Below are 22,430 nucleotides of genomic sequence, written 5' to 3'. Positions count from 1 at the left end.
TTTTCCATGGACGCTCTCATATCGCTGGTTCTTGTAATCATGGTGCTTGGCACAGTCTCGGCTACATCTGAAAACCTCCGGGACGAGATAGCCTCGATGATTGGGTGGTATGAGAGGGCCAACATAGCGGACAGTATGCTGGACGTTCTGACGAAGAGCCCTGGCGAGCCCGAAGACTGGGAGAGCAATCCCTCATCTGTGATGATAGTAGGCTTAAGAAGCCCGAAGTACCCCCACGCCTTAGACTATAACAAAGTTAAGGCTCTTGTGGACTACTTCTCCACATCAACGGCTATCCAGAATGCTCTCTATGACCTCGGCCATATGAAGGACTTCCAGATGGAGCTGTACCTCACTCAGATGGATGTTTCAATAAACGGCTCCTTTGCGGCAGAGATATATGCTGACCTAACGGGGGATTTTGAGAACATCAAAATAGCTTTGGCCGCTGACAACAGCGGAAACCGAGCGTTTAGGGTTAAATGTGACAGTGTGAAGGTAAACGGTGCACCATCTCCGTATGGAATGCACCTTACCCTTTTCCCTGGAGATGTCCTTGAGTTTATAACCATTGATCCAGCTCAGGTTCTAATAGGAGGGAACGATAGGGTTGACGTTATACCAGACAATGATAACCCTGAAGATCCTATCCCTCGTGGGTCTTATGTTCAAATATTGGTCTTTGATGCGAGGAGTAATTATCACTATTCCTTAATAGAGAACAATGGTGTGTGTGAACTTCATATTGGGGGTCATGGACAGGTTAAGTTGCTTATACAAGGTAATTCAGGGGCTGACTTCGGTGTTATCTATAATGTCACATTCCCGCGTTTTAGTAGTCTTCCTACTTCATCTATTATCCTAATCAACGGTACTGTTGCCAATGAGACTATTGCCAGAGCCTCGAGGCTTCGTTCCCCGTGGATTGAGTATGTTGAAAGAGGTCTTGTAGTGACCATCAAGTTTTATAACTCAACTTTGACTGTTCCCGACAGAAAAGAAAGGATTATAGCCGGTAAACTTACTCAAAACGTTCCTGCTCTGGGGTTCTTGGAGTTCACAACTACTGGAAATGGCAACGCTACCTTTGTGATAATTGATGGGAACGTAAGCAAAGGCCTAATAGTGTGGCGTGGTAGATCGAGTGGTATCCTAAAAGCTTCAATTACATGGCACAAAGGGGATGAAGTTCGTGCCTTCTTCTATAAAGGTAATACGACTTCAGTCACGATACCCCTTAATGTGATGTTCAACACGTTCGATCCTGGAAAAGGCCCAAAAGTCGTCGAAGTGTGGTCAGTAAAAAATAACTTTGATGCCCCCCTCGTAATGACTGATGGGGGTACCCTTGGCCCTATACTCGCCCCCAAGTTTGAACCCCTCCTAATAAAACTCTGGGTGTGGGATGACTCATGAGGAAGAGAGGCTTTGTGTTCACCCTCGATGCACTGTTATCGCTCCTACTAGTCACGATATTTGTCACTAGCATTCTTGTCGTTGATAACAGCAGTGCCGTCTACTCTACTTACACGAGAAATCAGGAAAAATACATCGCAGAAGACACCCTTAAGACACTAAGGACGGTCTCCCTCAACGAACTCGTTCCGCAGTCCGTTTTGAATGAATGGGGAGAGAAGGGAGTCCTTGTAGATGAGCTGGTAACAGAGACCATGCCTCCCCTAGAAATAGCGGCAACATACTGGGCAACTGATCCTCTGTATCCAGAGGATTTGAAACACAATGCTGAGATTATACTTGGATACATCCTTAACAATACTCTAAAAGAGTACAACTATGAGCTCCTGATAAACAATTACACGAGTCCTTACCTGCGGAAAGTTAGGTCAAACTACACAAAAGCCCGTGATGTTTCTGTTTCGACACTTATGTTGAGCGGCTACGCCTACAACCAGACGCCTAGAGGGTATATGGCGAGGGCTTATCTTACCAAAGCCATCTTCAAAAGGTCGGATATATTTGGAATCCAAAGAGTGCTGGCTAGGTGTCACTATTCTTACGGCGGATATGTGTATTCTAACACCCTCAAGGTGGAGTCTCACTTTAGACTTCCAACTGATGCCAGTATTGAGAATGCTGATATCCGGTTGGTCGAGAGGACTGAGAGACAGACGTCTACTTTTGACCTAAACGGGCACTCTCTTGGTGCCGGTTATCACTCGGACGTTTCTGGATATCTTGAGCCAGGAGACAATGTCCTGACAGCGACCTTCACGACAGAATACTCCCCTTACTACTGCTATGAGCTTGGATACGGTAGTGGCTCCATGATGTACGTCAAGTATACGACCAGAAGTACCGACACAGCCTTCTTTGACCCTGCAAGGCGTTATGGGGAGCTCTACGATGTCCAGAGCTATACTGGAATCTATTACCTAAATGCTCTCTTTGTTCCGGGCAACGTTACGTCAATATCATTGCATCTAGTCACGAAAGGGGTCTTGGATATCCGCATTTATTACGCCTACGGGGCCAATTACTATGAGCTCGTCCACAAGAGAGTGAGCCCCAGTGGTGTTGTTGAGACTGACATAACTGGACAAGAGATAGAGGCTGGTCTCTCCTCCCACGGTTTCACTCTTGAAGACCTTTCACAGAGGTACTTTAACCTTGTCATAGCACTCGACTCATGGTGGGACAGTGACAGCAGGCATTTTATATATGACACAGAATACAGACTCAGAAGGCTTTACGGCAGTGGACAGTCTTATATTGATATAGATTACATTCCCACAACGGTTACAACGAGATATTCAATTCCGCTCTCGATATTCAAGGACTATGACGATATTCAGTATGGTGGTGACTCCGAGGGGAACAGGTATCAGAAGATGAGCTTCAGTTATTACCTCCCTCCAAACGCTGACCCTTGGTACGTTGACGTGTGGACGGCGATTCAGTTCACAACATTCACCCCGACATCTTACACCACAATCTCGGACAACGGCCAGAAGATATATGACTACTACTCTGATATTTATATGATAAGGGTTGCGTATTCAAGACAGAACGAGCGTATGATGGTACCCGGCCAAACCAACAAATACGTAGCAAAAAGCTCTGATGTCTCTCAGTACGGGTTTAGGTACGGTGAAAGCAGAGCAATCATAAACTACTTTATCCAGGCTTACGCTGGCTACGGCGACGTCTTCCCCAAGCTCATCCGTGATGGGTGTGGTGGATACAACGTGACCTACTACTGGATAGGGGATAGCTCTCCCCACAACATTCTCGCCGGGGACGATCCCTACTGCAGTGTCACAGCACAGGATCTCCTGAATGGAAGGAACACCTACGCCGTTGACGATGCCATAATGCGGCTCTTTAACAAGCTCGGCGGCGATGGGACTGCCCACAATCCGATACTGGTTAAACTACCCTCAACGGTGAACATAGAGGTAGCCTCGATGGGTAACATCCCCGGACTCTTTGAGCCCATCCAGATAACACTTCGCGTTTGGAGGGGGGATTGATGAGGCGTAGGGGGTTTTTGCTTAACTCATCAGTCCTCGTTCTTTTGATTCCCCTATTACTTCTCCTCGCAACCTACGAGGACATATCTTCCGCCATAATCACAGCTCAGAGTGAGAGAACTCAAGTCGAGAGAACATATAACGTAGTTTCGTTCCTTGACTTGGAATTCCAGAAGGCACTGGAGCTCTCTGGTAAGAGGGCCGTTGTGGGAGTTGTAGACTATGTTGCCGTTACAGGGAGGTTTGTGAGCCCCAGTTATATGGTTAATAACACCATAGCAGATCTTATAATAAGGGGTACTTCCTCTTCGATAACCGGATACGACCTTAGCAGGATAATCCAGGGACAAACACTTGAATCGTGGCTAACAAATGTAATAGAAGTCCTTCAAAAGCAGGGATATGCAGTTTCACCTTCGGTAGCTGATATCGTTTCCTCTGTTGATCTTAAGGTAGCACCCCTTGATGCTTTTACCATTGTAATAAGAGCGAAGATTCCAGAAATAACGATTAAGGACGTCTCGGGAAAGGTCGTCTATAAGGGTCCCCTCCCATCTTCGGGGGACTACATATATTCTACCGTGGACATCAGGGGACTTGAAGACCCAGTGTTCTCTGCGATGACTGGGGGCAGGTACCAGCGTTCCATAAGGGCATGTCTCTACGCCTATCCTGAGCTCGTATCCAGACCACTTGCAGTGGCGAATGGCACTGGGCTTGGTACTGATTCGAGGGTTGTGGGTTACTTTGGTACGGACTTTCAGTACAATTTGACGGATATTTGGGACTCTTCTGGAAACCATGTATCAAACCTAAGTATTAATGGAATTCTCGTAACTACAAAAGAAGTTATTCTCAACAACAGAGATATGGGAGTTCTCAAATTTGATAGTGTTTCATCTTCAGGAGACGGAACGGAGCTTCCTAGTGGATGGTGTTCACCTCTCGGATACCGTATGAATCTGACAATCCAAAACAACGTAGGGATTGACCTTAACGACTACCAAGTCCCCCTTCTCATTAGCACGGCGAAGGGATTTACATATCAGATGCTTGACTTTATCTTTCAGAACACGAATAACACCTATTCTAGTGATCCATATCAGACAAGAGCCTCCATTGCATTCTATGATGCAGACTGCAATCCAATCCCATTCTGGATAGAGTACTGGAATCCGACAACTAAGACTGCCCTAGTGTGGCTCAGGCTGTCGATTCCAAATAGTGAACATGTGACGGTTAGTATGTACTTTGGCAATGAGACAACTCCTACTAGAGGAGATGGACGTGCGGTGTTTGAGTTCTTTACTGGTTCACTTACAATTAATGGCGGGGACGAAGTCGAAATCAAGTTGAACCAAAATTCTCTAAACCTTAATGGTGGATTTGCTGTCAGGTTTAGAATGAGAGCAAAGGGGAACTACAAGGACTGGGACTCCGGCGTTGGGATTGAGGATGTGACTGGACGTATGGTTCTCTTTACTGATGATAACAGTGAGGGTCTTGCAATTCACAGGCCCTGGTGGAAGTATTACTCTTATATGAGTGGAAGGTATCCAATAGATACTTTTCACGTTTATGAGGCTTTGATGAAGCCATATTATCCTGACAATTCAAAGAAGGATTCCAAGTTTAAGGATATAACCGATAATGGTAGAGTTAATGATGATACATATTATAGAAAATGGACTGAACCTTTGACATATGTCTATGTGGTCACGGATAGTGAAAATAAAAACAGGAAAACAGAATACCAGTGGATAGCAGTTCGCAAGTACAATACCCCTACTGACCTCCTTGAAGATCCATATTTCAACGGAATAACCCTCCACTGGAAGACAACAACACTCAGCGAGGTCATAGAGGCTAAGTCCACGCCGGGGGCGTCAACTACCACCTCTTTATCAGGAAAGTCCTCCGTTTACGACCTTCAGCCGCTCATAGACTGTCTCCTCGACCAGCGCTACTTTGGAATATACGAAGGCTGGTCGTTCTTTGAGCGCCTGGAGGGGAGCAATGCAAACCACAATAAGTATGTAAACTTAGCACACCAGATGCAGGATGAGCTGGGCTACAAGTATGGTACCAGGTACTATCCAATTGGCCTCGTGAGCTTCATGATACCCCACGCAAACTATGACGCCAAGCTTCTAAGCCTTATGTTAACACTGGGACTCTCTACCACGGACGTGAGCAGTGCTGACTATTGTTTCATTAAGTTTTACTTTGGGAGCGGGAACAAGGTTCAAGGTTACCCCGTTTGGGGAATATCCTATGGAGTATTCTCTGGTGGTGACCTTTCTAAGATACCGTTTTACTTGGATGATACTACTGCTCGTGCAATACTCGGTGATCAGGGTGCAAATGACCTGCTGAAGAGGTGAAATCATGTCGGTGGAGGACTTTCTTTACAAAATCGGGGAGTTAGTTGACCTGAATATTAGAAAGCTCGTTGCTTTCATCAACCCCTCTCCTTCAGAGGGGAACCCGCTCAGCTTTAAATACCTCAGGAGGCTTGTAAAGAGAGAGCTTACGCCCCACGAATTCATAAGTCTCAAGCTTCAGCTTGCTTTTCTCATTTACCTCGTTATCAACCTGGTTCTACTGTTTCTTTGGGTTAGCCCCTACTGGATTGTGGGAGTTGCTGTGATGTACTTCCTCTATCTTCGCTACACCTTGGTTACGAACAGGGAGTTTCTGGTGGAGTATGAGCCGTACCGGTTCTTCTACTACGGGATATCTGTGATTTCTTTTGCAATTTTCCTCGGGTACCTCTTGGTCCGCAAAATAGCTGCAAACATCTACTATTACTACTCATACCTTCTTGTGGCCTTTGTGGTGGTTATGCTGTTCCGCTGGTACTTCAAGAGAACCTTCGGCAGGGACTACACCTACGGCGTCGTCGAGGAAGTTAAGAATGATGTTATCAAAGTCTTTGTCCACGACGACATAGCTGCAAACGTCAAGCCTGGGCACTACTGGCTCCCCGCGGTTCCGGACGCTGAGCCCGGAAGGGTCGTTAAAGTCCTCGTGGAAGACCGAACCTTCCACAGTGCAAGGCCGGTGCGGATAATCGAGGTCTATCTCCCTCAGTCCTCCCAGAGCTCCACCGAGCCGAAGAACGCCACCGAGTGAAGGACGAGCAGGTAGATTGAGTGGTGGGGCTCTATCAGGTTGGTCTTTGCGAATCCGAACCCTTTCTTTTCTATGATTAAGGGCTCGACCCGGGGATTGTCTGGTTCCAGAGTTGCCGACGTTTTCGTGACTGTTAATGTGTATCCCAGTCCGTTGGATATCCTCTCAAGGAAGCCGCTGAACTGCTCCCACATCCTTACATCGGTTTTATAGTAGATGGTGTGCCCCAAAGTATCACCATAAAAAGTAACGCTGGAAACTTTAAAAAGTTTTTCGATGTGCAATGCTCTATCGTAATGGCCCCATTAGCTTTTTAAAGACAAGCTATCGTCCCCGGTTGGTGGTGTCATGGGGGATATCGTTGCCGTTCTCAAGTATCTTATAATACTGTACGGCGGTCTGTTCGCGATAACGAACCCTATTGGAGCCGTGCCAGTGTTTCTCGGCATTACCCACGACCTCAGCGTACGCGAGAGGAGAGAGATAGCCACAAAAACCGCCATAACAGTTATTGTGACCCTGGTGGTTTTTGCCCTCATAGGCCAGTGGATTTTCCGGTTCTTCGGTTCGAGCGTTGATGCCTTCGCCATAGCAGGGGGAATCCTGCTCTTCAGAATGGCAATGGATATGCTATCGGGCAAGCTATCCTCGGTTAAGATAAGCACCGAGGAGACCGAGGAGTTTGACGAGGAAGTCGTTACACTTGAGGAGGTCGCGATAATTCCCCTTGCAATCCCTCTAATCTCGGGCCCGGGTGCGATAACGACGGTGATGCTTTACATGGCGAAGGCAGGCGGCGTCATGGAAAGGGCCGTTGTCCTGTTGGGTATAATCCTGATCGGCATTACAGTATGGCTCGTCCTCTGCTCCGCCAACGTGATAAAGGCGCGCCTCGGCAGGGTGGGCATAAAGGTAATGACGAGGATGATGGGTCTGATACTGACCTCCATGGCCGTCCAGATGATTATAAACGGCATTAAGGGGGCTTTTGGCCTTTGATTTCCAAAACCCTTAAATCTTTTCTGTTGAACTATGTCCGGTGTCGAAAATGCGCGGAGACCTGATACGTGTTCTGAGCTCTGTTGAGGAGACGGCAAACGAGCTGAAGCTTGACGGGTACGAGCCCGACGTTGTGCTCGTTGGGAAAAAGGCCTACGAGTTCATAAGAGAACAGGTGAACGAGGAGTTCGGTGGTGAGGAGGAAGTCCTTGAGCTTTCCGGGCTGAAGGTTCGGGTTCTTGAGGAGCTCGAAGGGGACGCCGTTGTTATAGACAGCAAAGCTCTTGGACTCGGCCTCGGCGGGGCGAAGCGCTTCAAGGTCGTCCTATAATCCTTCCGTCTCTCAGTTCTATCCTCAGTCCCCTCAGGACGAGCAGGCTGAGCGAGACCGCCATGATGTCGGCCAGGCTTCCGGGGTTCCTCAGGTCGCCCTTCTCCCGCATAAATTCATCGAACTCCTCCAGGCTCAGCTCTCCGTCGAGGACTTTCCTCGCGTTTTCCTGGACAAGCTTTGCCTCCTCTACGCCCGCTTTTCTTACGATGAGCGTGTCGAGGTTGTTTGCGAGCATCTCAACGAAAGCCCTTACGACGGCGTCTTCCAGGGGGAGCTTCCCTATCAGCTCATAGAGCCTGCCGAAGGTCGAGTAGCTCAGCTCGTATTCGTTGAGCCACTCGCAGAATATCATCTCCCTCTCACAGCTCATCTCGGCGAGCCTCGCCAGGTTTATCCCGTCCTGGAAAAGCTCCCTGAAGGAGTCGTCGGAATATACGTCGTACTTGACGCCGCTCGGAATTCCCTTGGGGTTGGCTATCCTTATAGCCCTGTAGAACTCCATCGTGTCCCTGACGGTTGACTCCTCTATCAAGAGCCTCGCCTTTTCCCTAGCGTCGAGCATGTTTTTCCCAATGGCCATTCCCATGATGAGCGGAATTGAGAGTGCGATAATGCCGAAGTTGGGGTTTGCATCTTGGGCTTCGCGCGAGGCTTTGACAGCCCGTTTTATAAGCTCCCCAAGCCCTGCCTCACGGGGCTCAAGTATGCCCTTTCTCAGGAGTTCCGCGGTCTTCACAGCCTCGTAATAGACCCCCGTGACGGCGGTCTCGGCGAAGAGGAAGTGGTAAAAGGTCAAATCCTCGAAGTCCCTGAAGCGGCTTACGTTGCCGGGCTTTGGTATGGCCGCCTCAAGGAGGGGGCCGAGGGTGAAGGCCCTGACGATTTTCCACCGCTCCATTCACACCACCAGGTACAGGAGCAGGTAGATGAGGTAGAGGGCCAGCACGACTTTTCTGGCGGTTTTCTTCGTCAGCGTGTAGAGTCCGAGGGCCATCAGCGTAACGCCCCAGAAGGCGTCCTTTATCGCCCCCGCGTAGGGCTGGAGCCAGGCTATAGGCTCTGGGTTGAACTGCTTCAGCAGGAGAAGGAGCCCGAGGAAAACGAAGATTAGCCCAAGCGTCCTCACTTCAATCACCCTCCGCGAGCAGTATTATACCTATGATGAGGAGCACAACAGCGAGAAGCGTTGTTCCCCCTATGGGGCCAACTATTATGGGGAACAGGGGCTTTGCCACGAGGGCCGCGCCGAGCACTATAAGTATTATCGCGAGGGTCTTGGTGTCTCCGTTCGAAATTATCTCGTTGGCCCGCTTTTCGGTTTCCTCCGCCAGCTCGCTGAGCCTCTCTTCGAGAGGAGTCCCCTCGCACTCTTCTTCCGGCATTATGATGGCGAGCAGGAAGTAGAGCAGTGTCATGGCGACGGGGTTGAACACCAGCAGGACGGCGAATATGACCCTGAGCAGCGTTGGGTCTACGTCGAGGTACTCCGCTATGCCTCCTATAACCCCAAGAAAGACCCTGTTCCGACGGGATCTCACAAGTCTTTTTTCCCTCATTTTTCTTTCCCAAAAAATAGGGGGGGTGTGAGGGCTTAAAAGTCATTCCCTACTACAATGTCACCGATTATGTCGTTCACTCTGATTAGGACGGTGCCTTTGTCGCCTCTGGCCCTGTTGGTCACGTCCCCAATGATGTCCCCGTCCTCGACTGCGATGACCGCCTCAAACCCCGTGGGGACCGTTATGGTGATATCTCCAATCACGTCGTTTATGGTCGTCCTCTTCGCGACCCTGAGGGAGATGTCACCCACGACGTCGGAGATGCGGTAGCCGTTCCATGAAGTCCCTGCGACGTTTCCGACGATGTCCGTGAGCTCGACACTGCCGGCTTCAGCGGCCACCCTGACTTCTCCAACGACATCATAGACGTCAATGCCCAGCAGCCCCTCCGGGACTTCCACTATAACGGTGCCGTTCGTGTAGTCGGAGCACAGGTTTTTGGTAGATGTCCCTATAATGTTAGATACCGTTCTGTGAGGGCAGTAAACGGTGAGGACTCCCTTTTCGACCGTGAAGCTCAGCGGGAGGTTGCTTTTGAGAACAATCTTGGAGGTGTTGGCTGAAACGATGACTACCTCTCCGACCACTTCCTTAACGGTTAGTGCAGAGGCGTTGAACTCGCCGACTTCCACAACCGCCCCCGCAACCTTTTTTGTAGTCACCCAGCCTACGTGGACGTCCCCTTTGAGGGCCAAGGCTGTGAGCGTTGCTCCGAGGAGAAATGCCGTAATCACCACACCCAGAGCTACCCCAACGAGGCCTCCCCTTAGCTTCATGCACATCACCTGTGAAACGGTCTTCACTTTTCCGTATAAAGTTTACGCTTGTCGAGGGTTGCACTTTTCAACGAAGACAAAAGTTCCACACTTCAGAGCAAAAGTCATAAAGAAAAGCCTGGGTCAGCGGAGGAGCTTGACGAACTCCCTCATCCAGGCGTAGAGGTCGCCGGGGTGCCTTGAGCTTACCCAGTTGCCGTCAACGACGACGGGCTCGTCCACCCACTCGACACCGGCGTTCCTCATGTCGTCCCGTATCCCCGCGTAGCTCGTTCCCTTCCTGCCCTTGAGCACGCCGGCTGAGATGAGTATCTGGGGCCCGTGGCAGATGGTGGCGACTGGTTTTCCGTCCTCGAACATCTTTTTGGCTATTGAGACTGCTTTCTCGTTTAGTCTCACGCGCTCTGGGGCCCTCCCGCCCGGTAGAACAAGGGCGTCGAATTCATCGGGGTCAACCTCGTCGAAGGCCAGCTGGACTTCAACGGTGTAGCCGTGTTTTCCTGTGATCTTCCCGCGCTCAAAGCTTGCTATGTACACCTCGTGGCCCTCTTCTTTTATCCTGTGAAGCGGGTAAATCAGCTCAACGTCCTCAAACTCGTTGGCACTGAGAAACAGAACCTTCACTTCAATCACCCCCTAACGTTCGGAGAGAAATAGAAACAGGTGCTTAATAACACTTTCTGGACAAAAATGGTTAAAGTGGAAGCTCTGTGGTCTCCTTGTGGGCCTTGAGGACGACCATAGTGTGCGTTGAGTCCACGCCCTCTATCTCCCCAATTCTGTCCAGGAACTCGTTGAGCTCCTCACTGCTCTTCGTCCTGATTTTGACGAGCATGTCGTAGTCTCCCGTTGTCTCGTAAACCTCGCATATCTGAGGGTACTTTTTGAGCTCATCGGCAACGTGGCTGTACATTCCAGCCTTCGCCTTTATCAGAATGAAGGCAAGGATTTTGAAGCTCAGGGCCTCTGGATCGAGAATGACGGTGAACTTCTTTATTATTCCCCTGTCTTTTAACTTCTTTATGCGCTCGTAGATGGTTGATTCGGCGAGCCCAACCTCCTTAGAAATCTCACGGAGGGGCGTTCTGCTGTTCTTCTGGAGTATCATGAGAATTTTCCTGTCGACTTCATCAAGGCCGCTCCTCGTCATTTTCACCACCATCACGGAAAATTTTCGGAAATATTTATAAATTTGCCGATTCTCGGCAACCATATGTTTATAAAATGCCGTCAGTCTTTTAACTTTGGCAGGGGGTGAGCAGGAATGCCAACGAACGTGACAGCGGAATACCTGGCCGCGGAAGAGGAGTACAGGAACGCCAAGACTATTCCGGAGAAGATTCGCGCCCTTGAGAAAATGTATGCAACCGTCCCAAAGCACAAGGGGACGGAGAAGCTTCGCCTTCAGATAAAGAGAAAGCTGGCCGAGCTGAGAAAAGAGCTTGAGAAGCAGAGGCAGGTTCGCAAGGGCGGCGGCGGGCCGTCAATAGCGGTGAGGAAGGAAGGTGCCGCCCAGATAGTTTTAGCTGGTCTTCCAAACGTCGGTAAGAGCTCCCTGCTGAAGGCCCTCACCAACGTTGATGCCGAGGTCGCGGATTACGCTTTCACTACTGTTAAGCCAATCCCCGGAATGATGCACCACAAGGACGTCCAGATACAGCTGGTTGAGGTTCCGGGCCTCGTTGAGGGTGCCGCCCTCGGAAAGGGCATGGGGCCCCAGCTCCTCAGCGTCATCAGGAACGCCGACGCGATAGCTATAGTCGTTGACCTGTCCAAAGACCCTATTAAACAGATGGAAATCCTTCTCCGGGAGTTCGAGAGGGCAGGAATAAAGGTCAACAAGAAGAAGCCTAAGGTTGAAATAAAGAGGACGGCCATGGGTGGAATCGTCATCAACGGCCAGGAGAACATCAAGGGTGACATCCAGGAAGTCATGAAGATGCTCAGGGAGGAGAGGATACACTCCGCTGAAATCACCGTTAAGGAGCCCGTGACGCTTGAGGAGTTCTCTGATGCGATTGATGAGAGCCTCGTGTGGAGGAGGGCGATAATCATAGCCAACAAGGGCGACGCCCCAGGTAGCAAGGAGAACTACGAGCGCTTAGTGAAAGCCTACGGCGACCGCTTCAAGATAATCCCAATATCTGCAAAGAAGGGCATAAACCTCGACAGGCTCAAGGACGAGCTCTACGATTTGGCCGGAATCATCCGCGTCTTTACCAAGAGCCCGGGCGAGGAGCCTGCCTATCCGCCGGTGGCGCTCAAGAGGGGCTCGACCGTTATGGACTTAGCCGAGAGGATTCACAAGGACTTCGCCAAGAACTTCCGCTACGCCCGTGTCTGGGGCAAGAGCGTTAAGTTCCCGGGCCAGAGGGTCGGAGCAGACCACGTGCTCGAAGATGGGGACATAGTGGAAATCCACGCCCGCTAACGGCAGAGCGGCCCCTTGCAGGTTCGCTTCCCTTTTCCTGCTAGGACGTCGAGGCTGTACTCACTTCCGTCGAGGCTGTCGAGAATTATCTTAGTCCCATCTCTCTCAAAAATCCAGAAGACCTTGTAGGCGAGCTCGTCCCGGACGACTTCAATCCTCGGGAGCCACCACGAAATCACGCGCGAGTTTCCCCAGGTTATGGCGCTCTCAAAGGCCTTCATTCTGGCTTCCTCGTCGTCAACGAGGGGTTCCATCACGTTCTTTTCATCGACTTCCCACTTCTGGAGTTCAATGAAGCCCTCTCCCCGCTCTGCTCCGAGGCGGTATAGGTCAACGTAGGCGAAGTAATCAAAAACCCTGTCGCTCATTCCGAGCCTTCTGTAGTAAAGCCTGAGGTGGTATACCCTGTAGGGATACAAAACGAAGTTTGATTCCGTCTCGGGGCGGAATATGGGTTTCATGACTTTTACGGTCTTCATGCACAACACCGCACCAGTCTTGTGCTAACTCGGCATTTTGGGCTCTTCACAAAACATCAACTCATAGTTTCTAACGATAGGTTTATAACTTTTTGGCAACAATATACAACGCTGGTCATTAGCCAGCATATGTATTCAGGGGGGTCCAATATGGGACTAAGTGCCGGTGGATGGGCATTGCTAGTGGTTCCGACCCTTTTGGGAATAGCAACGATGTTCCTCTACGGTTTCTGGGACAGAATAACAGGGAAGGAGTACTACGTGGACGAAGAGATTCTTGCCTACGACGAAGACCTCGTTGAAGAACTTAAGAAGGAGGGTAAGGCATGAACAGCGGTATCCTCTTTGGTTTTCTGGTCTACCTGGCTCTGCTCGCTTATATCGGTTGGTGGGCCAACCGTTACACCAAAACAGAAGACCAGTATTTCGTCGGTGGGAGAAAAGTCCATGTTCTGGCTGCAACCCTCTCCGACAAGGCCAGCGACTTCTCGGGCTGGCTGATGCTTGGCTACCCTGGAAGCGCCTTCAAGGCAGGCCTCGGTGCCTTCTGGGCAGGTATCGGATGCCTTTTTGGCACCCTTGCGGACTACGTCCTCATAGGGCCCAGGCTGAGAATCTACGCCGGTAAGTTCAGGGCAATAACGGTTCCAGACTACCTGGAAGCCAGGCTGAAAGACAACACCAAGCTGATCAGGCTTCTAAGCGCACTGATAATCATAATCTTCATGACCGCATACGTTGCCGCGCAGTTTACTGCCGGCGGAAAGACCTTTGCGGAGGGCTTCGGAATCAGCGACAACACTGGAATCATCATCACGGTGATAATCCTCACCGCCTACGTTATAACCGGTGGCTTCTTCGCGGTGGTCTGGACGGACGTAGTCCAGGCAATGTTCATGCTCCTGACTCTGATAATTGTCCCCTTCCTGGCGCTCTCCAAGATAGGAGGTTTCGACAAGGCGACCGCGCTAATAGCCCAGGCCGATCCGGCAAAGCTCGACCCGTTTGGAGGGGCCACCGGCTGGGCGGCGATAATCTTTGCAATCGGCTATGCGTCCTGGATAGTTGGCTACCTCGGCCAGCCCCACATAGTCACGCGCTACATGAGCGTTGAAGACCCGAGAAAGCTCAGAAGGCCGGGTATCTTCATTAGTGGAACCTGGACCATAATTGTCCTCTGGGGAGCTTTCTTCGCCGGGTTCCTCGGCTTCGCGATGTACCAAGCGGGCATGCTTAACGTCAGCGACCCGGAGAAGGTAATCCCTGCTATGGCCGTTGAGCTGATGCCCAGCTGGCTGGCCGGCTTCGTCATAGCGGGGATCATATCGGCCGTCATGAGCACTGCTGATTCCCAGTTGCTCGTGGCATCTTCTGCCATAGCAAGGGACTTCTACCACAAGGTCCTCGGCAAGGAGGTCGGCAAGAAACAGATGGTTAACATCTCCAGGCTTGTCGTCGCCGGCGTCGCCATCGTTGGCCTCTGGTTCGCGCTGACCGGGCCTAAGGTTATCTACCAGATGGTCGCTACCGCGTGGGGTGGCCTTGCCGTCGGCTTTGGCCCGATACTCACACTGAGCCTGTGGTGGAAGCGCGTCACCAAGGAGGGCGGAATAGTCGGCATGGCCTACGGCCTCATCAGCGAGGTCATCTTTGAGGCGAAGATTTACGGATGGGCCTTCAACCCCGATGCCCCCGGAATCTTCGGCACGATAGGCTCATGGTTCAACGGTGTCCCGGTGTTCTTCATCAACTTCTTCATAACGCTCTTCATTATCATAGTCGTCAGCCTCATTACCAAGCCCCCAGAAGACGTCGTTAAGCTCCACGAGGAGCTCTTCAGGAAGGTTCCCATAGAGGGAACCAACAAGAAGAGCATCACCGAAACCAGGGCCAAGAGCCAGGTTGAAAACGTAGCCGAGTTCGTCCTGGCAAAGGGTATGGTTTGATTCTACGTTTTTCCTTATTCCCTCTTCTGGGGCAGTGTGGCCTGGGTTCATCTCAGTGTTAAACCAAACCAATGGTTCTAAACCATTTTTGGGCAACCTAACGTTTATAAACATTGATGCATAATTTCGAACGCTGACCTAAAATTCTTCGAGGTGGGAGCATGAGACCGCTCGACCTGACGGAAAAGGACCCTTCTAAGAAGGTTACAATCTACCTGAACGGAAAACCGTACGAGGCCTACGAGGGGGAAAAGTTCCCCGTCGCAATGCTCGCAAACGGCGTTTACTGGCTCACGACGAGCAGTGAAGGGAGGCACAGGGGTGCGTTCACATTTGGGCCCGTCCCGGTCACTGTTAACGGCGTAAAGAACATCAATGGAAGGAAGCTCAAGGTAACGGACGGAATGAGGATAGAGAGGCAGACCTACACCGATTTCCAGGAGCAGGTTGAAATAGATGAAGGAAAGCCCGTCCTCCAGTACGTCGTTGATGTCGCAGTTATCGGCGCCGGCCCCGCCGGTTTGGGCGTCATCAAGGAAATCGGCGGCAGGCTTACCACGGCACTGATCGAGGAAAAGGGCTGGCTCGGCGGTGACCTGAAGCTCAAGGGCGTCAAGCAGGAGGGCTTTGGCGACCCGAAAGAGGCCCTGGAGGAGCTTACTGAGCTCCCGGAGAACACCCGTGTTTTCCTTGGAACGGCCGCACTCGGCGTTTTTGATAAGGGCGAATACTTCCTCGTCCCTGCAGTTAGGGACGACCAGCTCATCGAGATAATGGCCAAGCGCGTCGTTCTGGCAACTGGAGCCGTTGACTCGATAATGCTCTTCGAGAACAACGACTACCCCGGCGTCTTCAGGAGAGCAGATGCCCTTGAGGTCATCAACGTCTGGGGAGTCGCCCCCGGGAAAAAGGTCGCCGTCGTCGGCGCGTTTCCGGAGGAGATAACGGCCGAGCTCGACCGCTGGGGAATCGAGTACGTTGTGGTGCCGAACCCCAAGCGCGTGGAAGGAGACGACAGGGTGGAGCGCCTCATCGACTGGAACGGCAACAGCTACGAAGTAGATGCGGTTATAATGGCCGATGGAAGGATTCCGGACATCAACCCCGTGACCCAGGCCGGCGGGAAGCTGAGGTTCAAGCGCGGCTACTACATGCCGGTTCTCAACTCCCAGCACAGGATACGCGATGGAATATACGTCGCCGGAAGCGCCGTTTCAATAAAGCCCCACTACGCCAACTACCTCGAAGGAAGGCTCGTTGGGGCGTATCTCCTCCAGGAGTTCGGCTTTGAGGCGGAGCCGTGCGTCTACGAGGAGAAGCTGAAGGAATACGAGCCGATTGCAAGGCCCCTTCCGCGCCTTCCGCTCGATGAGCTGAGCGGAGAGGACGTGCAGATATGCGGCTGTGGGGTCACGCTGAAGAAGGTTGACGACGTCGTGAAGAGCGGCATAACCGACCTCCAGATAATCAAAAGGCTGACCCATCTCGCCATGGGCTTCTGCCAAGGAAGGTACTGCCTCTTCAACGGCGCTCTTCTAACTTCACAGAGGAGCGGGACGCCAATGGACAGGCTCGACATTCCCGTTGCGAGGCCGCCGATTAAGAACGTGAAGATGAAGGTTGTCGCAGGGAGGGATTGAAGATGCCGACGAGGGAGCTTCCGGAAAAGAGCGAAATAACTATCATCGGTGGGGGAATCGTTGGGGTCACGATAGCACACGAGCTCGCCAAGCGCGGTGAGGAAGTCACTGTCATAGAGAAGCGCTTCATCGGTTCAGGTTCTACCTTCCGCTGTGGGACGGGCATAAGGCAGCAGTTCAACGACGAGGCGAACGTCCAGGTCATGAAGCGCTCGGTTGAGCTGTGGAAGCGCTATAGTGAAGAGTACGGCTTCCCCTTCGAGCAGACGGGCTACCTCTTCCTGCTCTACGACGACGAAGAGGTGGAGACCTTCAAGCGCAACATCGCAATACAGAACAGGTTCGGCGTCCCCACGAGGCTCATAACGCCAGAGGAGGCCAAGGAGATAGTTCCCCTCCTGGACATAAGCGAGGTTATAGCCGCTTCCTGGAACCCGACCGACGGAAAGGCCGACCCGTTCCACTCGACGACCAAGTTCGCCCTCCACGCCGAGGAGTTCGGGGCGAGGCTGGTGGAGTACACTGAGGTCAAAGACTTCATAATCAAGAACGGCGAGATTAAGGGCCTGAAAACCACCAGGGGCACGATCAAAACCGGCATCGTCATCAACGCCACCAACGCCTGGGCCAAGCTCATCAACGCCATGGCGGGAATAGGCGTGAAGATTCCGATAGAGCCCTACAAGCACCAGGCGGTCATAACCCAGCCCATAAAGAAGGGCTCCATAAAGCCGATGGTCATCTCCTTCAAGTACGGTCACGCTTACTTAACTCAGACGGCCCACGGCGGTGTCGTCGGCGGTGTCGGTTACGAGCTCGGCCCGACCTACGACCTGAACCCCACCTACGAGTTTCTGCGCGAGGTGAGCTACTACTTCACCAAGATAATCCCCGCCCTGAGGGAGCTCCTCATACTTAGAACCTGGGCGGGATACTACGCCAAGACCCCTGACAGCAACCCTGCCATCGGAAAAATCGAGGAGCTGAGCGACTACTACATTGCTGCCGGCTTCAGTGGACACGGCTTCATGATGGCACCCGCTGTTGCGGAGATGGTCGCAGATATCATCACGAAGGGCAAGACCGACCTGCCCGTCGAGTGGTACGACCCTTACCGCTTCGAGCGCGGGGAGCTGCGCGGACAGGCCCTCCAGATGGGCTGACGCCATGCTCTAAACTTTTTCTTACCATTTCGACGGAAATTTTATAAATCTCCCACCTCTTCTCCCTGAGATGAGCAGGCGAGAGCTGGTTGTTACCCAGGGAAAGCGTGAAAAGACCCTTAAACTCAAAAAGCTCCGGGTTAAACGGAAGAATATTGTCGTTCTAGCGGTAGCTATGTTCCTCGCCAACATGTCATTCGGAATGGCCTTCCCTTACCTTGGCGTCTACATGCGCCTTCTTGGTGCGAGCATGTTCATGGTGGGCCTTCTGAGCGTTGCTTTCAACCTGACATCTACGGTCTTTCAGTACCCCTTCGGCTGGCTCTCCGATTCTACAGGTGACAGGAAGAGCTTCATAGCCTTTGGCCTGGCCTCGACGGGCCTCTTTTACACGGCCATGGCCTTCGTTGGCTCCGCGACCGGCGTCCTAATCCTCAGGACGCTCCAGGGGACGTTTGGGTCAGCGATGACGCCGGCCCACTCGGCCCTCATCTCGGAGCTCTCGACGAGGGCAGGCTCGATATTTGGCCTCTTCAACTCCATCGAGAACGCCGGCTACATGGTTGGTAACTTCCTCGGCTCGGCGATAGTGGAATACGCCGGCATCAGGAAACTCTTCATAATCTCGGGCGTCATACTGTTCGTTTCGGCCGGGATAGTGCTCATGATCCGCGAGCGCCCGGCCGGCAGGCGCTCCCTCCTCGGAATGATCCTAGTCCAGGAGGGCAGGGAGAGCTGGAGGGCGACCGTCAAGGGTTCTGCCTTCAGGAAGCTCATGCGCGGGCACCTGGGGCCCTTCTACGTGACGGTGTTCCTCGTGATGGTGGCGAGCGGGCAGTTCTACAGCGTCTCCTCGGTCTACTTCGAGGAGGTCTTCGGCGGGTGGAGCGTGGGTGTGATTTTCGGTATCGAGAGCCTCGCCGCCGCCCTTACCGGCTACTTCCTTGGAAAGCTTATAGACCGGCACGGGGCCAAGAGGTTCTACCTCATTGCCATAGCCGGCTACGGCCTGGCGTTCCTGCTCTACGCGCTCGTTAGAAACGTCTGGCTCGTGTTCGGAGTGGCTTTTCTCTCCGGCGTCAAGTGGATACTCACCATAAACTCAACGTCCACATACGTCGCCCAGAACGTCAAGGTCAGCGAGAGGGCCCAGGGAATGGGCCTCCTCAACGCTATGATGAGCCTTGGCTGGGTGGTTGGGCCGCTCCTTGGAGGCTACCTCTCGGGAATAAGCTTCACGCTGAACTTCCTCAGCACGCTGATACCTCTGGGGTTGGCCTTCGTCCTGGCGCTTAGACTGCCGGGGTGATGCACTCTGGAGGAACTCTCTCAACTATCCTCACGTTCTTTCCAGCCTTGTAGATTTTCAGTCCCTTCTTCCTCAGGCAGTCTGCGTCAATAATCAGGAGCACAACGTCCCGCCCGTGCCGTCTGCCGGTCTCTATAGCCTCGCTCCTGCTCGTGCTCAGGTGGACGAACTGCCTCCTCATCGGCTTCAACCCCTCGTGCATGATGCTCTCAAGATTTCTCCTTGGCGTGCCGTGGTAAAGAACCCTCGACTCCCTGTCCGCCTCGTGGTTCAATGAGACCGGAAAGCTGTGGCCGTAGCGGGCGCGGATTTTGTCGCCTCTAATCTCGTAGCGACCCTTTGTGTCCCGGGCAACTATCTCACGCACGAATTTCTCTGTAACGTCTGGATAAACCGTCTGAAGGGCCTTTACGAGTTCATCGAGCGGGACAAAGCCCTCAGCGTCCGGTTTAAGCCCGAACTCCTCTGGAGAATGGCGGAGTATGTAGGCCATGAGCTTGCTGACCTTTGTCCTCGACGGCATGTAGAAAAGTGGAAAGGGGAGATAAAAACCTCACGGCAGCTCAATGAGTGCCCATACAGGCCTGTGGTCGGACACCTCAACGTCGCAGAGGCAGCCGTAGTCTTTGACCTCCGCTGGCCAGTCTTTCTTGAGCAGGATGTAATCGATGTTCTCCCTGTCCACTACATCACCGCGCTTCCAGAGGAAGGTATAAGGCGGTCTCTCTGAGAATGCGTCCCTGTACTCGCGGGTGAGTATTTTTATGGCCTCCTCGTCGGGCTCTGCGTTGGTGTCGCCGGCGATGATGTGTGCTACCGGCGGTTCCCTGGCGAACTTCAGGAGCTCCTCCGCCTGCATGGCCCTCTCTTCTTCGCTGAGCCCCATGTGGACGTTGATGACCGTCAGACCGAGCTCTTCAATCGTCACCTTCTGGGCCGGCCTCGCCTGGCCGACGCTCTTAAGGTTCAGCTCCCCCTCGGTCTTCATGTGCCAGTGGGAGAAGACCGCCACACCGTAAGTGCCTTCAACTGTCGGCTTGTACTCGTAGGCGTAGCCTAGGTATGCTGAGACAAAGAGCGGGACGTCCTGGTAGCCGTTGCCTATCATTCCCCCCACAACTTCCTGCCCCGCCCAGATGTCCGGCTTCTGCTCCCTCAGGAGGTTCACAAGCTCATAGCCGTTGAAAGCCCCGTCGTAGGGCCCGAAGCCCTGGTGGACGTTGTACGTCCAGATTACGACTTCCTTCTTGGCCTCGGCGTAGCTCGGTCCTGGGTGGAAGAGCGCCAGAACTATGAGCGAAGCGACTGCAAGGCCGCCGAGCGTGCCCGCTGTCTCCCTCGTGGTTGGAAGGCTCACCTCGCTGTGCTTTCTATATGTAGAAAGCGCGTAGACGAGAGACGCGGCAAAAATCAGGGCCTCAAGCCTGTCCTCCATGAAGGGCAGGCCGATGTCCCTGCCGACGTATGTACCCAGTGCGAGGGTCGAGACGATGAACAGGTAAACCGCCCCAATGACCCCCCATTTGCTGCCCTTGGCGTTCTCGACGAGGGCGATAGCCGATGCCAGGGCAAGGGGGAGGCCCACCAGCGAGAGTGGCTTCAGGAAGAGCGTGGCAGAGCCGAGGACGAGCAGTGCCGTTGCAACGCCCTGCCTCTTGGAGAGGTAGGGACCCAGCAGCAGCGCGAGGGCTATCACGAAGGAGAAGCCCACGAACGTTGGGAGGTAATAGACTTTGATTCCGGAGTAGCGGAGCACAGCGTTTGGGTATATCAGGCCAAGCTCAAGGAGCGCCGCGAAGGTATAGAGTTCGAATCCTGGCTTCTTAAGCGTCCCTGGCTCTTTTGAGAGGGTATACGCACCCAGGAGCATGAAAACAGCGAGTATAATCCTTGTATGGGGGGTGTCGGCGGGTTCTGCCCCAACGGCCAGCACGCGGAGGCCGAGGTCGGCCACGAGGCCCATGGCCAGGTATTTCACTTCAATCTCCTTCACGAGGGCCAGAGCAACGGGGAGTGCAAACGCCGCGAGGAGGTGGGTGTATTCCGTCGCGTCGGTGGCGAGGAGCGCGAGGGCATACGCCGCGATTATGGCCGCTCCCGATTTTCTGCTCAGCCTCCCCACAACCAGTGCGGCGATTATGAACAGCGCCACTCCGAGTGCGGAGGGGAATTTCATGCCGTAAAAGAACGTCTTCTCGAGGCTGGAGTAGGCGCCGGCAACGAACACCCTGAGGGATGAGGCCAGCAGTACCCCTGTTCCAATACCCAGCAGGATTTTACCCTTAACCTCTACGTTCATGGCAACCACCTAAAGCCAAAATTGTCAAAAACGGCACTTAAACTTTGTTGGGCCTGATGATAGAAATGTAAGAATTTGAAAATATGCGGGAAGTCCTCAGACTTCGTTTGTCTTAATCTCCTGTATCTCTGTCCTCTCGGTGCCTGTGATAATGGTGGTAATTTCCACTCCTCCCTGCTCGGAGACCGTTGTGAGGGTGTATCTGAATACAACCTCGACCGGGAACCCGCCCCTGAACCTCAGAACGGCGGTTCCTTTTATTGTGGCATTGCCGTCCCTACCTGCTTCCGGCATCTCCGATAATGCCAGGGTGTTCGTCAGGTTGTAATAGAACTCCTGCGTGCCGTTTATGAAGTCAGTTTTGATGGGTTCGAGCTCAACGAGGGCTCTTTTCACGATGCTGACCGGGTTTATGGACTCAAAAAGACCTTCAATGACCTCAGGGTCAGTCAGGTTTTCCTTTCTGCCCATTGCTTCGATGTAGGCGCTCTCGTTGGTTACGACAATCCTTGATTTGAGCGTTGACGGGCCCATAGCGGCCGTTGAGTTTACCTCTGCCCTCCTGTTTGTGATATCAACGTAGCCCACCTTTACGTTCTTTATGCTCACCGTCTGGTTTGCTTCCCCTATTATGGTCGTTGCGATGCCTGTCGTTTCGGTCCGGAATCTGACGAACGTTATCGTTTCGAGGTTCTGGAGGAGCTCCTCTTTGCTGTAGTTCCTCAGCTCTTTCAGTGGCATGAGCGTGGTGGTCGCGGTCTTGGAATTGTTCGTCGCTGTGTCGCTTTCCCCTGAGATGCACCCTGAGGCTAGAACCACTATTAGGAGGAGAACGACGAGGTGACGTTTCATTCAATCACCCGGTCAAG

At 52.6% G+C, this 22,430-nt stretch carries 23 protein-coding genes; 12 read left to right on the top strand and 11 right to left on the bottom strand.

Annotated elements, in window-relative coordinates; all coding sequences use genetic code 11:
- Nucleotides 1-6: 6 nt before the first annotated feature.
- From ACZ5ER_RS00730 to ACZ5ER_RS00715, 4 genes are read left to right on the top strand one after another with little or no spacing between them, the layout of a single operon-like run.
- The gene (locus ACZ5ER_RS00730; RefSeq protein WP_464934581.1) at nt 7-1,416 is read left to right on the top strand and encodes a hypothetical protein; all 1,410 of its coding nucleotides are present in this window, start codon (nt 7-9) and stop codon (nt 1,414-1,416) included.
- Nucleotides 1,413-3,491, top strand: a complete 2,079-nt coding sequence (locus tag ACZ5ER_RS00725; RefSeq protein WP_464934580.1) for a TPM domain-containing protein — start codon at nt 1,413-1,415, stop codon at nt 3,489-3,491. Before ACZ5ER_RS00730 ends, ACZ5ER_RS00725 begins: the two co-directional genes overlap by 4 nt.
- Entirely contained in the window at nt 3,491-5,875 is a 2,385-nt protein-coding gene (locus ACZ5ER_RS00720) for a DUF2341 domain-containing protein (RefSeq protein WP_464934579.1), read from the top strand. Before ACZ5ER_RS00725 ends, ACZ5ER_RS00720 begins: the two co-directional genes overlap by 1 nt.
- 4 nt (nt 5,876-5,879) lie before the next feature.
- Nucleotides 5,880-6,626: a DUF2101 family protein gene (locus ACZ5ER_RS00715; RefSeq protein WP_464934578.1), complete on the top strand. Its 747-nt coding sequence runs from the start codon at nt 5,880-5,882 to the stop codon at nt 6,624-6,626.
- On the opposite strand, the gene ACZ5ER_RS00710 is transcribed toward ACZ5ER_RS00715, so the two are convergent.
- Complete coding sequence (locus tag ACZ5ER_RS00710; protein ID WP_050002560.1) at nt 6,581-6,856, bottom strand: hypothetical protein; 276 nt, start codon at nt 6,854-6,856, stop codon at nt 6,581-6,583. The genes ACZ5ER_RS00715 and ACZ5ER_RS00710 overlap by 46 nt on opposite strands.
- A gap of 118 nt (nt 6,857-6,974) precedes the next feature.
- On the opposite strand from ACZ5ER_RS00710, the gene snatA reads away from it, so the two are divergent.
- Both snatA and ACZ5ER_RS00700 read left to right on the top strand, forming a co-directional pair.
- Nucleotides 6,975-7,625, top strand: coding sequence for a neutral amino acid NAAT transporter SnatA (snatA, locus tag ACZ5ER_RS00705; RefSeq protein WP_174412693.1), 651 nt, complete (start codon nt 6,975-6,977; stop codon nt 7,623-7,625).
- A 49-nt stretch (nt 7,626-7,674) separates the two neighbouring features.
- Nucleotides 7,675-7,956, top strand: coding sequence for a family 4A encapsulin nanocompartment shell protein (locus ACZ5ER_RS00700; protein ID WP_464935038.1), 282 nt, complete (start codon nt 7,675-7,677; stop codon nt 7,954-7,956).
- Here ACZ5ER_RS00700 and ACZ5ER_RS00695 read toward each other — a convergent pair.
- From ACZ5ER_RS00695 to ACZ5ER_RS00670, 6 genes are all read right to left on the bottom strand, one after another.
- Complete coding sequence (locus ACZ5ER_RS00695) at nt 7,940-8,857, bottom strand: triphosphoribosyl-dephospho-CoA synthase (protein WP_464934577.1); 918 nt, start codon at nt 8,855-8,857, stop codon at nt 7,940-7,942. The genes ACZ5ER_RS00700 and ACZ5ER_RS00695 overlap by 17 nt on opposite strands.
- Nucleotides 8,858-9,085 carry a hypothetical protein gene (locus tag ACZ5ER_RS00690; protein WP_050002563.1) on the bottom strand — a complete coding sequence of 76 codons (228 nt, stop codon included), beginning with the start codon at nt 9,083-9,085 and terminating at the stop codon, nt 8,858-8,860.
- 1 nt (nt 9,086) lies between these two features.
- Entirely contained in the window at nt 9,087-9,515 is a 429-nt protein-coding gene (locus tag ACZ5ER_RS00685) for a PspC domain-containing protein (RefSeq protein ID WP_050002564.1), read from the bottom strand.
- 35 nt (nt 9,516-9,550) lie between these two features.
- Nucleotides 9,551-10,294: a hypothetical protein gene (locus ACZ5ER_RS00680; protein WP_464934576.1), complete on the bottom strand. Its 744-nt coding sequence runs from the start codon at nt 10,292-10,294 to the stop codon at nt 9,551-9,553.
- Between the two features lie 123 nt (nt 10,295-10,417).
- Entirely contained in the window at nt 10,418-10,918 is a 501-nt protein-coding gene (gene pfpI / locus ACZ5ER_RS00675) for a deglycase PfpI (protein ID WP_464934575.1), read from the bottom strand.
- A gap of 70 nt (nt 10,919-10,988) precedes the next feature.
- Nucleotides 10,989-11,444, bottom strand: a complete 456-nt coding sequence (locus ACZ5ER_RS00670; protein ID WP_050002567.1) for an Lrp/AsnC family transcriptional regulator — start codon at nt 11,442-11,444, stop codon at nt 10,989-10,991.
- Nucleotides 11,445-11,558: 114 nt separating this feature from the next.
- Here ACZ5ER_RS00670 and ACZ5ER_RS00665 point away from each other — a divergent pair, with 114 nt between their 5' ends.
- Nucleotides 11,559-12,725: an OBG GTPase family GTP-binding protein gene (locus tag ACZ5ER_RS00665; protein ID WP_464934574.1), complete on the top strand. Its 1,167-nt coding sequence runs from the start codon at nt 11,559-11,561 to the stop codon at nt 12,723-12,725.
- Here ACZ5ER_RS00665 and ACZ5ER_RS00660 read toward each other — a convergent pair.
- Nucleotides 12,722-13,204: a hypothetical protein gene (locus ACZ5ER_RS00660; protein ID WP_050002569.1), complete on the bottom strand. Its 483-nt coding sequence runs from the start codon at nt 13,202-13,204 to the stop codon at nt 12,722-12,724. The two genes, ACZ5ER_RS00665 and ACZ5ER_RS00660, sit on opposite strands and share 4 nt — an antisense overlap.
- A gap of 150 nt (nt 13,205-13,354) precedes the next feature.
- Between ACZ5ER_RS00660 and ACZ5ER_RS00655 the strand changes: the two genes are divergently transcribed.
- The 5 genes from ACZ5ER_RS00655 to ACZ5ER_RS00635 all read left to right on the top strand — a co-directional run bounded on the left by ACZ5ER_RS00655 (nt 13,355) and on the right by ACZ5ER_RS00635 (nt 19,262).
- Nucleotides 13,355-13,534, top strand: a complete 180-nt coding sequence (locus ACZ5ER_RS00655) for a hypothetical protein (protein WP_464934573.1) — start codon at nt 13,355-13,357, stop codon at nt 13,532-13,534.
- The gene (locus ACZ5ER_RS00650; protein ID WP_050002571.1) at nt 13,531-15,150 is read left to right on the top strand and encodes a sodium/proline symporter; all 1,620 of its coding nucleotides are present in this window, start codon (nt 13,531-13,533) and stop codon (nt 15,148-15,150) included. Before ACZ5ER_RS00655 ends, ACZ5ER_RS00650 begins: the two co-directional genes overlap by 4 nt.
- A 161-nt stretch (nt 15,151-15,311) precedes the next feature.
- Complete coding sequence (locus ACZ5ER_RS00645) at nt 15,312-16,790, top strand: FAD-dependent oxidoreductase (RefSeq protein ID WP_464934572.1); 1,479 nt, start codon at nt 15,312-15,314, stop codon at nt 16,788-16,790.
- A gap of 2 nt (nt 16,791-16,792) precedes the next feature.
- Complete coding sequence (locus tag ACZ5ER_RS00640; protein WP_050002573.1) at nt 16,793-17,953, top strand: NAD(P)/FAD-dependent oxidoreductase; 1,161 nt, start codon at nt 16,793-16,795, stop codon at nt 17,951-17,953.
- Between the two features lie 70 nt (nt 17,954-18,023).
- Nucleotides 18,024-19,262 carry an MFS transporter gene (locus ACZ5ER_RS00635; RefSeq protein ID WP_050002574.1) on the top strand — a complete coding sequence of 413 codons (1,239 nt, stop codon included), beginning with the start codon at nt 18,024-18,026 and terminating at the stop codon, nt 19,260-19,262.
- Here ACZ5ER_RS00635 and ACZ5ER_RS00630 read toward each other — a convergent pair.
- The 3 genes from ACZ5ER_RS00630 to ACZ5ER_RS00620 all read right to left on the bottom strand — a co-directional run bounded on the left by ACZ5ER_RS00630 (nt 19,246) and on the right by ACZ5ER_RS00620 (nt 22,413).
- Nucleotides 19,246-19,785 carry an RNA 2'-phosphotransferase gene (locus tag ACZ5ER_RS00630; protein ID WP_050002575.1) on the bottom strand — a complete coding sequence of 180 codons (540 nt, stop codon included), beginning with the start codon at nt 19,783-19,785 and terminating at the stop codon, nt 19,246-19,248. The genes ACZ5ER_RS00635 and ACZ5ER_RS00630 overlap by 17 nt on opposite strands.
- 30 nt (nt 19,786-19,815) lie before the next feature.
- Nucleotides 19,816-21,561 carry an endonuclease/exonuclease/phosphatase family protein gene (locus ACZ5ER_RS00625; RefSeq protein ID WP_464934571.1) on the bottom strand — a complete coding sequence of 582 codons (1,746 nt, stop codon included), beginning with the start codon at nt 21,559-21,561 and terminating at the stop codon, nt 19,816-19,818.
- A gap of 96 nt (nt 21,562-21,657) precedes the next feature.
- A complete protein-coding gene (locus tag ACZ5ER_RS00620) occupies nt 21,658-22,413 on the bottom strand; it encodes a hypothetical protein (protein ID WP_050002577.1) in 756 nt (251 codons plus the stop codon).
- Nucleotides 22,414-22,430: the final 17 nt, after the last annotated feature.

The sequence above is a fragment of the Thermococcus marinus genome, from assembly GCF_055389025.1.
The sequence above is the reverse complement of the archived record's forward strand: the minus strand, read 5'-3'. Positions and strand labels throughout refer to the sequence as shown.